1 protein-coding gene is annotated in these 281 nt (G+C 42.0%); it reads left to right on the forward strand.

Annotation, left to right across the window (positions count from 1 at the left end; translation table 11 throughout):
• The coding region (locus HC175_RS23575; RefSeq protein WP_317172411.1) for an NAD(P)-dependent oxidoreductase at positions 1 to 281 on the forward strand (281 nt) is incomplete at both ends.

Genomic DNA, 281 nt, shown 5'->3' on the forward strand with positions numbered 1-281 from the left:
GGGTGTTGGAATGAATGTGATCGCCTGCTCCAGCTCTTCTGAAGAAAAGGAAGTCAATGTTACTCTTGAGTTCTTTAACGGCCAAACTGTGGATCTTCCGGTAAAAAAATTACCAATGGAGGAACTTATTGCAGAAGCCGATTTTATTACGCTGCATATTCCGTCACAAAAAGAACCTGTCATAGGAAAAAAGGAATTTGAACAAATGAAAGATGGCGTGGGAATCATTAATGCCGCACGAGGCGGAGTAATTGATGAAGTTGCACTTATAGAGGCCTTGG

This window comes from Salinimicrobium oceani (assembly GCF_012037645.1).